At 72.6% G+C, this 10,298-nt stretch carries 6 protein-coding genes and 3 pseudogenes; 5 read left to right on the top strand and 4 right to left on the bottom strand.

The features are described from left to right. Positions 1 to 481: 481 nt before the first annotated feature. Positions 482 to 1,006 carry a hypothetical protein gene (locus Q0994_RS17740; protein ID WP_299535801.1) on the bottom strand — a complete coding sequence of 175 codons (525 nt, stop codon included), beginning with the start codon at positions 1,004 to 1,006 and terminating at the stop codon, positions 482 to 484. Positions 1,007 to 2,189: 1,183 nt separating this feature from the next. Continuing rightward, a pseudogene (locus tag Q0994_RS17735) lies at positions 2,190 to 2,528 on the bottom strand (methylmalonyl-CoA mutase family protein); the annotation flags it as partial. A gap of 281 nt (positions 2,529 to 2,809) precedes the next feature. Here Q0994_RS17735 and Q0994_RS17730 point away from each other — a divergent pair. Further along, complete coding sequence (locus tag Q0994_RS17730) at positions 2,810 to 3,391, top strand: snapalysin family zinc-dependent metalloprotease (protein ID WP_299535799.1); 582 nt, start codon at positions 2,810 to 2,812, stop codon at positions 3,389 to 3,391. Positions 3,392 to 3,431: 40 nt separating this feature from the next. On the opposite strand, the pseudogene Q0994_RS17725 reads toward Q0994_RS17730, so the two are convergent. Further along, positions 3,432 to 3,577 (bottom strand): annotated as a pseudogene (locus Q0994_RS17725) (lipase); the annotation flags it as partial. A 102-nt stretch (positions 3,578 to 3,679) separates the two neighbouring features. Between Q0994_RS17725 and Q0994_RS17720 the strand changes: the two are divergent. The 4 genes and pseudogenes from Q0994_RS17720 to Q0994_RS17705 form a co-directional block, all read left to right on the top strand. Continuing rightward, positions 3,680 to 3,832, top strand: a pseudogene (locus tag Q0994_RS17720) (SAM-dependent methyltransferase); the annotation flags it as partial. A gap of 187 nt (positions 3,833 to 4,019) precedes the next feature. Continuing rightward, on the top strand, positions 4,020 to 4,703 hold the full coding sequence (locus tag Q0994_RS17715; protein WP_299535797.1) for a response regulator transcription factor: 684 nt from the start codon (positions 4,020 to 4,022) through the stop codon (positions 4,701 to 4,703). After that, complete coding sequence (locus tag Q0994_RS17710) at positions 4,700 to 6,190, top strand: HAMP domain-containing sensor histidine kinase (protein ID WP_299535795.1); 1,491 nt, start codon at positions 4,700 to 4,702, stop codon at positions 6,188 to 6,190. The genes Q0994_RS17715 and Q0994_RS17710 overlap by 4 nt, the downstream gene beginning before the upstream one ends. Next, positions 6,187 to 6,777, top strand: coding sequence for a hypothetical protein (locus tag Q0994_RS17705; protein ID WP_299535793.1), 591 nt, complete (start codon positions 6,187 to 6,189; stop codon positions 6,775 to 6,777). The genes Q0994_RS17710 and Q0994_RS17705 overlap by 4 nt, the downstream gene beginning before the upstream one ends. 133 nt (positions 6,778 to 6,910) lie before the next feature. On the opposite strand, the gene Q0994_RS17700 is transcribed toward Q0994_RS17705, so the two are convergent. After that, entirely contained in the window at positions 6,911 to 10,288 is a 3,378-nt protein-coding gene (locus Q0994_RS17700; RefSeq protein WP_299535791.1) for a S8 family serine peptidase, read from the bottom strand. Between the last annotated feature and the right edge of the window lie 10 nt (positions 10,289 to 10,298).

Here is a 10,298-nt window from a genome sequence, read left to right as displayed (position 1 = left end):
GTCAAGGGCGCCGCGGTGGCCACCAGCCCTCTCGCGATCGCCGTCCCGGCCGTCGGCCGCGCCCCGCTCCTCCCGGACATGGCGACGGCCCTCTCGCCCTCGGCAAGACGCGGTTCCACCCGCCACTCCGGCCGCGCCCGGCGGAACTCGGCGGCGACCTCGTGGACGGCACCCACGGCGCCTGCGTCCAGGAAACACAGGCGAAGCACTCGCGCCACCCGGCCGGATGTCCGTCGTGCTCCACAACCTTGCGTTTCCGGGTTTCTGCTTCGCCACCGCCGTGGTCTCGATGGTCACGATCTTGTCCTCCTGACGGCGGCATCGGCATCGGCATCGCAGAGCGTTCGACGAACGGGAAGGGGCGGGCCGGGCCTCGCCGCGCGCCAAGGCGTTGCGGTCGAGGAGGTGCCTGGCCGGCTCGCCGGCGGGGTGCGCCCGATCAGGGTCCCGCGCAGGTCCACGGTGACGGGCCCCGCTGCGTCTACCGGTAGGTGTTGATGCCCGCCGCCGGGTGGGTCGTGACCCAGGTCCAGTGCTCGTCGACCGTTCCGTGCGCCGGACCCGTGGAGGTCGTCGCAGGCCGGCCGAGGTGGTCGGCGGGCCGGGGGACGGTCTCGGCGAGAACGGCATGCTCGGCCCCCGTGTCGTCCCAGGGGACGGTCGGGAAGATGTAGGCGTGGCCCGTGTGCAAGGGGGGATCCTCGGGCAGCTGGGTGACGGACACGGTGCCGGTGAGGTTGCCCTTGTAGGCGTGGGTGACGCGCACTTCGTAGATCTCGGACGGGACGTTCCGGATGGTGCGCGCCCCGGCGCGCCGCTCGACGGTGGCACGGAAGACGTCGCGGGCCGCGGTGGCGACCTCCTGGTCGTCGTCCGGGTTGTGGAGTGTGACCGCTTCGAACTCGGTCCGTCCTGTGGGGGAGAGGTAGGAGTAGGCGGTCCAGGCGGATGCCGCGAGAACCAGCGCGGCGGCCGAGGCGACGGCGCCGGTCCGGGTGGAATTCATGTTCAGCCCCGAGCTTGTGGTAGTCGGTCCGGTCTTGTCGGGTGGGCAGGCCGTTGCGCGGCTGGTCGACGAGCCGCTTCTTCATCAGCGACGCCGGCCCCGCGTCGGCTCTGTGGCAGAAACCCAGCGCGTGGCCGAGCTCGTGGGCGGCCACCCGGCGCCGGCCGGTCGTCGTGCCCTGCGCTTTGTCTTTTCCGAGGTAGGCGCTGTTCATGCGGATCCAGTCGGTGCCCGGTCCGCCGCTCCACGCGCCCCCGACGTTGAACCACTTGCCGCCGCTTTCCTTGATGTCCGACCACTCGAGATCCGCGATGCTCGAGGCGTCGTCCCTCGGGAATCGCACCCGGTCGAGTCCACCGGCTGTCCACGCGCGCACGGCGAACCGGCGTGCGTCGTCGTACTGCGTTTCGTCCTCCCACGCGATCTCCGAACCGTCGACCGAGGAACGGCCGCGGGAATCGGACCACCCGTCGACGCACTTCGCCGGCGACACGGCTGCTGCTGCGGAGACCACGTGGTTCATCGTCGTCGCGAGGACCAGGCACGTCGTCAGAGAGGCCCACGGCAGCACCCGGGCCCGGGAGCGCTTCCCGCGAACGCCGGCGTCATGCTGGAATTCGCATACACGCCGCCAGGTCCTGACCGAGTGCTCCGGATCGTCCGGAAGCCGAGCGGAGGACCGGCGCCCGCCGGAAACAGGCGCAGCGTCGCTTCCGGCGCGTAACCATCTCGACGCATTCATGCTGATCCCACTTCGGAGGCGCACCAGGTCACGCCCCCTTCGTACGTCTGATCTCCTCGGGGCGCTGCCGGAACACCGCGAGGTTCACCCGCAGGACGGGAAAGTCGCACAGCGGCGGACATCGCTTCTCCCTCAGGGTGGGGGATCGGCATCAGGGCTCGTCCGGCTACTGCGCCGCGCCGCAAGGAACGTGCGGATCGCCGCAGTGAGGTCGTGCACGTCCTCCCCTGTCGCGTGCACCGTGTCGGCCGCGAACTGCCGTTTCTGCGGCACAGGGTGATCAGTGGTCACTGGTCTCCGGACGTGCCACACGCCGCCTCGACCGTGTCCACGCGGGCGCCGGTGACTGCGGCGCGGTGGCCGAGGAGGTCATGGCCGCCGTCGACGACCGTGGGACGCCTCCCCGCAGGCCGGTGGCCCGGGGGTGGGTCCGATCGAGGGTCAGAACGTCTCGCCGAGGGGATACGCGCCCCGGATCTCGCGCAAGGCGTCACAGACCTCTCCCACGTTCGCGCCGACCGACAGGGCGTCCTTCATCGGGTACAGCACGCTGTCGTCCCCGGCCGGCTTCCGCACGTCGGCGAGGTGACGGTCCACCCGGTCCTGGTCCCTCCAGGCTCGGAGCTTGGCCAGACGTTAGGCCTGCCGGGTCTCGATGGACGGGGCGACGCCGAAGGATTCGTACGGTTCTTCCACGTCGAGCCGGAAGCGGTCGACGCCGACGACCCGCTCGCCGGAGTCGGTCTCCTCGGCGATGCGTCAGGCGTTGTCCTCGATCTGCGGTGCTGGCCCACCTCAACGCGTGAGTGCCGGCTGTCGCCCCGGGCCCGGAGGCGGTACGGGGTGTGGGCCGCCGGCGCCGCCGGCGGGCGGGGTGCGTTTCCGGCCTCATGTCACGGCAGGTGCATGATCAAGGTGCGATCGCGGCATGGTTCTTGCGGACCCCGGGGAGAGCGGCGAACGCCCGTCGCGGCCACTCGGCTTACTTCCCGTAGGCCGACCGCCCTCCCGCTCGTCCGGCTCCCCGTGGAGCCGACCCCCCATGAGTGAAGGGACGAACGATGCTGGATTCGAGATGGTTCAAGACGGCCGGAGTCGCCGCCGCGATCACCCTGGCCACGACGACGGCCTCGCACGCGGCTCCCGCGCCGGCCCCGACAGCGGCTGAGGGTACGGCAGCCACGGTGACGCTCCGCTACGACGACAGCCGTGCCGGCGGCTGGGAGGCGGCGATCGCCGCGGGCGTCGCTTCCTGGAACGCGAACGTCGCCAACGTCAAACTCGTCGAAGCCGCCCCCGGCACACGCGGCGAGGTACAGATCGTGGCCACCAGCGGCTGGCCGCAGGCCGCCCTCGGCCCGGTCCGCCCCGGCGGCTCGGTCAGGGTGGAACTGGGCAGCCAGGCGGTCGCCCAGGGGTACGACAAGATCCGCATCGTCGCCCATGAACTCGGCCACAGCCTGGGGCTGCCGGACACCAAGCCCGGCCCCTGCTCCCAGTTGATGTCGGGCTCCACCGGTGGCACGAGCTGCACCAACGCGGTGCCGAACGCGGTCGAGCGGTCCCGCGTGGAGTCCGCCTACGCGCGCGGTCTGGCGTTCCCCACCCCGACGGACGGCCGTGTCCTGGTGGACGCTCCGTAACCGGACGGAAAAGCGAGGGGCGGGAGCCGGGCGCCTACCGAGGATCGAGCAGCGCACCGCCGCCGAACCCCGGATCGGTCAGTTCGGCCCCGCCGCCGGAGCGGGCCGGGCGCCGGTCGGGGGCATCGCGTGGGAGCCGTGGCTGAGGCAGCTGCCGCGGTGCAGTCAGACACCTCTTCCGGGCGGCCCCGCCCGTGATCGGCTGACCGCGCCAAGAGAAGGGAGCCCGGTACCGCGCTCTCGATTATGCTCGCGCCCGGGTGGAGACGACCGGAGGAACGGGGCAGCATGACCGGGCAGCGCGGCCGTTGGGCGGAACCGACGGGGGGCCGGGCGGGGGAGGAGTACGTGCAGCGCTTCGCCCGGCTCGCCGCAGCGGGCCATGACGTCCACGGCGAACCCGCCTTCTGCGCCGCGTCGGTGGAGCCCGCCGCGAAGGTGCGGCAGCGGTACGCGGCCTGGAGCGGCGACCCCTACCGCGAAGGCGGCGGTTACGCGGTCGGCGTGCACGCCGCCCCCACCAGGTGAACCCGCGCCGTCCCGGGCGCAGCCGGACCGGGGCGGGACCTCGCCGCGGCCCCGGCCCCTCTCCCTCCTTCATCCCTCTCCCAGAGCCTGGAGACACGGCATGCCACGCGTCGTCCTTGTCGAAGACGACCCGTCCGTACGGGACGGCGTCGAGATGGGGCTCCGGCGACGCGGCCACCAGGTCCTCGCCACCGCGACCGGCGAGGACGGCCTGGAAGCACTGGACGCGTTCCGTCCCGATCTCCTGCTGCTCGACCTGATGCTGCCCGAGATGGATGGTGTCGAGGTGTGCCGCCGGGTACGCAGGACCAGCCAGTTGCCGATCATCATGCTCACCGCGCGCGGTGACGACGTGGACATCGTCGTCGGTCTGGAGGCAGGAGCGGACGACTACGTCGTCAAGCCCGCCCGCACCGAGGTCATCGAAGCCCGCATACGAGCCGTGCTGCGCAGTATCGAAGCCCCCGCCGGGGTGCGGCCCGCCGTCGAACACCACGGCGACCTCGGTATCGACCGTGCCGGACACACCGTCCTCCGAGGGGGCGAGCCGGTCGCCCTCGCGCCGTCCGAACTGAAGCTGCTGCTGTTCCTGTCCGCCGGACCGGGCCGGGTCTTCAGCCGCCAGCAACTCCTGGAAGAGGTCTGGGACCACAGCTACCACAGCGACGTACGCCTGGTGGACGCCTGCGTACGCCGACTGCGCGTCAAGATGGAGGACCGGTCCGAGAGCCCCCGGTACATCCAGACCGTGCGGGGGTTCGGCTACCGTTTCGGACCGCTGTGAAGATACCCCCAGTGGCCGCCGCGTTCGGCGTACGCACCCGGCTGGTACTCGCGTTCCTGCTGGTGGCCGCCGTCAGCGCGGTGACGACCGCCGCCCTGACCTACCGCGAGGCGCGCAGCGCCGTCCTGGAACGCGCGCAGGACACGGCCGTCGCCTCGTTCCGTGAGGAGGCCGAGCGGTTCGTACCGGGCCTGCCCCTGGACCCCGCGGCGGTCAGATGGGAGCTGTTCGACATTGCGGCACGCGCCAAACCCCATCCGTGGGTCGTGTTCGCCGAGTACGGATCGACCCGCGTCTCCTCGGGCGACCGCCCCGCTTCGGGGGTCCTGACCGCAGAACTGCGCCGTTCCACGCGCACGGCGCCGCACGGCGCCTTCCAGCGGGTCGTCAAGGACGGGGAGGCGTATCTGACGATCGGGATGCCGGTGATGACACGGGTCGTCGCGGGCGGCCGCGCGGTGCCCAGCGGTCTTGTCCTCTACGCCGTGATGCCCATGGCGGACGAGGAGACCGACATCGACGCCCTGGTGACCGCCGCCCGCGACGGCGCGCTGCCGGGGCTGGCCGTGGCCCTCGTGCCGGCGCTCTTCGCGGCACGCAGCGTGCTGCGGCCCGTCCGTGAACTGCGGCGGGCCGCGCACTCCATGGGCGGCGGGCAGCTCGACACCCGGATCGCCGTACGCGGCAGGGACGAGATGGCCGACCTCGCCCGGACGTTCAACGCCTCGGCGGCCCGGCTCGAACACTCCGTGCAGGAGCTGAAGGACGCCGGGGCGCGCGCCCGGCGCTTCGCGTCGGACGTCTCGCACGAACTGCGCACCCCGCTCGCCGGGATGCTCGCCGTCACGGACGTGCTGGACGAGGACGCCGGGAGGCTCGACCCGGACACCGCGCGGGCGGTGCGCCTGATCAGCGCTGAGACGGGCAAGCTGGCCCTGCTGGTGGAGGACCTGATGGAGATGTCCCGGTTCGACGCCCGGGTGGCTGAGCTGAACACCGACGAGGTGGACGCGGCGGAGGCCGTGCGCAGGAGCCTGTCCGGCCGGCAGTGGCACGACCGGGTCGTCACGGAGCTTCCCGAAGGCGCCCGCATCCGCCTCGACCCGCGCCGCTTCGACGTCATCGTGGCCAACCTCGTCGGCAACGCCCTGCGCCACGGCGCCGAACCGGTCACCGTACGGCTGTCGCCGCGGGCGGACACCCTGGTGATCGAGGTGCGGGACCACGGCCCCGGTATCGCGGAAGCCGCCCTGCCGCACGTCTTCGACCGCTTCTACAAGGCGGACGCTGCGCGGTCCCGCTCGTCGGGCAGCGGGCTCGGCCTGGCGATCACCCGGGAGAACGTACGCCTCCACGGCGGCACCGTCCACGCGCGGAACGCGCCCGGCGGCGGCGCGCTGTTCACCGTGGAACTGCCCCTCGACGGGCTCGCCCCCCACGCGGGGCGCTCTCAGAACGGACCGGACCGGACCGAGGTCACCGCGTGAGGGCGCGAAGGTCCCGCGCGGGCGGGGCGGCCCGGCTCGCCGTACTTCTGGCACTCGCCCACGGGCCGCTCACCGGCTGCGGCATCCAGGAGACCGAGGTCGTCGCGGCCGGGAGGCCGGCCGTCGGCGACCTGCTGCCGCCGCGGGAAACGCGGTTGCTGCTGTTCTTCTACGCCCCGGACGGTGAACTGCTGCCCGTGCCCCGCGTCCTGGACGTCCCGTGGCACGGCGGCAACACGCCCTCGAACGGCGAGGAGGAGGAAGAGGCGCTCTCTCCGCTTGCCGCCGTCACCGCCCAGCTCACCGGACCGAACAAGGACGAGCGGCGGTCCGGTCTCCGCAACGCCCCCTCCCTGCCGGGCAGGGCGTCCGCCGCGGACCGGGTCGTGACCGGTGGCTCCACCGTCGAGGTCGAACTGGACACGGATGTCCGGCCGTTGACCGCACGCGCCCGCGATCAGCTCGTCTGTACGGCCGCGTACGCGGCACACCCGCAGGGAGCCGAGCCGGTCAGCCTGGTCGGCCGCGACGGGCGCCTGCCCCCGGCCGACTGCTCCGTCCGCCCCGTACCGGCCCCGGCGCGCTGACCACCGGGTCAGCCGTCCACGACGACGCGGCAGCGGCCCGCCGGAATCGCTCTCCGGCGGGCCGCGCTCATGCCCCGCTCACTCCGGGCCGTGCCCCGCAAAGGGCGGGTTCAGCCTCGCGGACCGTGCGCTCTCACCGGCCGAAGAAGGCGTTGTGGACCGTGACCGTCGACTCGTTGCCGCCCTTGTCGGAGACGACGGCCCGCAGCGAGACCGCCCTGTCCTTTTCCGGACCGAGCACCGTGACGTTCCCCGCCACGACCGGCGCGGGCTGCCACGTCGCACCGTCGTACGAGACCAGGACACGCAGCGACTTCAGGTTGCCGCCGGCCGCCGCGCCCTGCACCCGGACCGGGAAGGTATGCACGCCGCCGGCCGGAACGGTGGAGTCCGGCGCGAGTTTCGGCAGGAACCGGACCGTGGATACCGGCAGCTGCGTCGGACTCTCAGCGGTGGCGGAAGTGAACGTCCAGGACGCGTCGATCCGGGTGCCGGTGCGGTTGACCGACGGGTCCCGGTGGACCGTGGTCTCCACCTTGTACACGGCGGACTCGGGCGTCAGCGTGAAGACATCCTGGTCGATGGCGGCCTCCTTCTGGAGGAACGGCTTGCCGTTGCGGTGGATCGTGGTCCTCGCGTCGGTGTACCGGGCGTACCCGGCGTGGTCCGCTCCGTCGCTGACCATCGGGAACGCGCCGTAGATGTCGTCGCCGTCGCGCACGATCCCCTCGTCCGCGCCCATCCGGGGCCCGTGCGCACCGACGTTGAAGGTCTCGGTGTACGTCCTGCCCGCCGCGAACCGCCGGTGCCCGCCGAGTTCGAAGGCCGAGTCGAAGGCGCGGTTGCCGTCCGCGTCCGCCGCGCCCAGAACACCCGCGACGATGTTCCAGGACGCGCCGCCCTCCGTGGACAGGTACACCTTGCGTGTCTCCGGAGCGGGACGCACGGTGTAGAGGGCGTCGACCCCGCCTCCGTAGTCGAGCAGGCCGTGCGCCGCGAGAGCGCCGTCGGCGCCCGGCACCGAGGACCCGATGGTCGCCTTCACCAGCGCCATGTCCGTGGCCGCGTAGGTCTTCGTGAAGCCCGTGGCCAGCTCACGGACCGGGCCGCCGGTGAGGACGTTGTACTCGGTGCCGTTGCGCTCCCAGTGCGCCGACCACTGCTGGGCGAGGACGCCCTCGGCCGTCTTCGGGCCCTGGTAGGCGGTGCGGAGGTTGTCGAAGCTGCTGAACTCGCTGCCCTCCATGAGGAACACGTCGTCCGTGTTCAGCGTGTACATCATCCCCGCACGGGTGAAACGCGCGTCCGGGTCCGGCACCTTGACGGCCACGGGACGGGTGGTCCGGGCGTCGAGCGTGACGGTGGTGGGCCCGGTCACCGAGAGCTCGGGAACGCTGATCAGATCGGCACCCTTCCTCGGGGCCGCCGGGTCGATCAGCATGTCCGCCGCGAGGCTGTAGGTACCGCGCGGGAGGCGGACCGTGGTGCTGCCCGACGACAGGTCGGGGAAGAACCGCAGGCCGGACGCGGAGTCACGGTAACCCTTGAGGTCGGCCTGCCAGCCGGTCGAGACGGCACCGCTGCGGTCGAGGGTATGGAACGTGACGTCGTACGACTCGCTCTCCCGTTCCACCGCGGCAGGGGTGCGGACGCTCCGGCCGGAGCCGGACGCGACGACCGTGACCGCGTACGAACCGTCGACCGTGCCGCCGAGACGGGTGTCGGCCGTCAGGCCCACCGCGGCGGTGCCGCCCGCGGGCACGGTGACACGCTGCGCGTCCAGGGAGAAGAACCCGGCCGGGGCAGGCTTTCCGTCCCCGCCGGCGGGCGCCGCCAGCTCCAGGTCCAGCGTCACCTCGGTGCTGCCGGTGTTGCGGTACGTCACCTGCCGGGTGACCGGGGTGTCGTCGGTGTGGGGCCAGGCCTGGCTGCCCAGGTTGACGGAGCCCGGCTCGGAGACGACGGTCTGGTCGATCGCCCGGCCGACGGCGAGGCGGCCCGCACCCTGCTGGAACACGGTGGGGGAGCCGCCCTCCGCCGACCCCGTCAGGGCGGCCTTGAGCTGCGCGCCGGTCCAGTCCGGGTTCTTCTGCTTGAGGATCGCGGCGGCGCCCGCGACATGCGGGGTCGCCATCGAGGTGCCGTCCTTGGTGCTGTACCCGGCGGGGTTCTGTCCGGCCGTGCCCGCCGCGGCGGCCGCCGTGATCGCCACGCCCGGCGCGGTGATGTCGGGCTTGACCGCGCCGTCCCCGATCCGGGGACCGGCGCTGGAGAAGTCGGCGATCAGGTCGCCGTCGTCCACGGCGCCCACCGTCAGCGCCGCGTCGGCGCTGCCCGGCGACGCGACCGTTCCCCGCCCCGGTCCGCTGTTGCCCGACGCCACGGCGAACAGGACGCCCTTCTCCGCGGAGACCCGGTTCACCTGGGCCTCCAGCGGATCGATTCCGGGGGAGTCGGTGTTCCCCAGGCTCATGTTGACGACGTCCGCGCCCTGGGCGACGGCCCAGTCCACCCCGGCGATGATGCCGGAGTCGTCACCGACGCCCTGGTCGTCCAGCACCTTGGCGTTGATCAGCTGGGCCCCGGGCGCCACCCCCTTGAACCGGGCGTCCTTCGCTCCCGTACCGGCCGCGGTGGAGGCCACGTGCGTGCCGTGTCCGTTGCGGTCCTTGGCGTCCGGTGATCCGCTGAAGTCCTGCTCGGCCACCACCTTGCCCGCGAGATCCGGGTGAGTGGCGTCGATCCCGGTGTCCACGATGGCGATCTTCACGCCGGAGCCGTCGTACGAACGGTCCCAGGCGGCCGGAGCGCCGACCTGCCCCGTGCTGCGGTCGAGCGTCGCCTTCCGTACGCCGTCCAGCCAGATCCGCGCGACGCCGGACGACACGGCCGCCGACCCGTCCTCGCGCGGGCGGGTCAGGGCCTCCCACAGCGCGCCCGTGCTCTCCGTCGCACTGTCGGCGCCGGTGACGGCATCGGCGTCGAGGGCCGAGAGGGTCCGGCGGAGCGTGGTGCCTTCCGAGGAACGCACCTCGGCACGCGCGGTCGTGGCGTTCGCGCCCCGGTAGCCGACGATCACCTTCAGCCCGGCCCGATGGGCCTTGCGGCTCTGTGCCGTGGCGAGTTCGGTGATGTCGAACAACCGGCGGTCCAGTGTTCCCTCGGCCACCAGCCGCCGGGCGTCGCGCGGCACCACGTAGGTGCGGCCGTTCAGGGTCTCGGTGAAGAACGGCATGTCCTCCCGGCCCTTCGCCCGCTGGACACCGCCGGCCCGGCCGCGGGAATCCACGAAGACCCGGTCGCCGGTGATCAGGGTGACGGTCTCGCCGGACCGGCCGCCCGGCCTCCCGTCCTTGGCCGTGCCCGGGAACGCCGTGCCCGGAAACGCCGTGCCCGGAAGTCCGGTGTCCGGTCCGCCGGTGCCCGCCGACGCCGGGCCGGTCATGCCCGCCGTGAGGGCGACCGTGGCCGCAGCGACGAGGGCACACGTCCTCGTTGATCGTTTTCGCAAGATGGTCCCT

The organism is uncultured Streptomyces sp. (genome assembly GCF_947488945.1).
In the GTDB taxonomy this organism is placed as follows: domain Bacteria; phylum Actinomycetota; class Actinomycetes; order Streptomycetales; family Streptomycetaceae; genus Streptomyces.
The sequence above is the reverse complement of the archived record's forward strand: the minus strand, read 5'-3'. Positions and strand labels throughout refer to the sequence as shown.

What these genes read in the sequence shown, in the direction of transcription:
- Q0994_RS17730 (WP_299535799.1), top strand. Translation starts at nt 2,810, where the DNA reads ATGCTGGATTCGAGATGGTTCAAGACGGCCGGAGTCGCCGCCGCGATC.
- Q0994_RS17740 (WP_299535801.1), bottom strand. Translation starts at nt 1,006, where the DNA reads ATGAATTCCACCCGGACCGGCGCCGTCGCCTCGGCCGCCGCGCTGGTT.
- Q0994_RS17715 (WP_299535797.1), top strand. Translation starts at nt 4,020, where the DNA reads ATGCCACGCGTCGTCCTTGTCGAAGACGACCCGTCCGTACGGGACGGC.